Origin of the sequence: Cupriavidus sp. SIMBA_020 (genome assembly GCF_046535395.1) — a bacterium.
Taxonomy (GTDB): domain Bacteria; phylum Pseudomonadota; class Gammaproteobacteria; order Burkholderiales; family Burkholderiaceae; genus Cupriavidus; species Cupriavidus campinensis.
In genome coordinates, this window is the sequence record NZ_JAWRWU010000537.1 from 1 (window position 1) to 273 (window position 273).

Annotated in this window: 1 protein-coding gene; it reads right to left on the reverse strand. The window is 58.2% G+C overall.

The features are described 5' to 3' along the window. Positions 1-273 (reverse strand): polysaccharide deacetylase family protein (locus tag SB751_RS30400; protein WP_410749072.1); only part of this gene is annotated, 273 nt, incomplete at both ends.

The window sequence follows — 273 nt, forward strand, 5'->3', positions numbered from 1 at the left end:
GTAATCTTTTCAAGGGTGTCCATCGAGCGCCCGAGCAGATCCCGTTCGTCGGCAAACTCCAGCTTCGAGTTGAGCTCGTGGATCCAGCCGTGCACCCCGATCTCATGTCCCGCGTCCACAATGCGGCGCTGCTCGTCGGGGTACAGCAGCGCCGAGACGGCAGGCACATAGAAGCTGACAGGAACGCTGTATTTTTCGAGGAGCGACAGGATGCGCGGTACACCGACCCGATTTCCATATTGTCCCCACGAAAGACGGTTAATCGAACTGCCT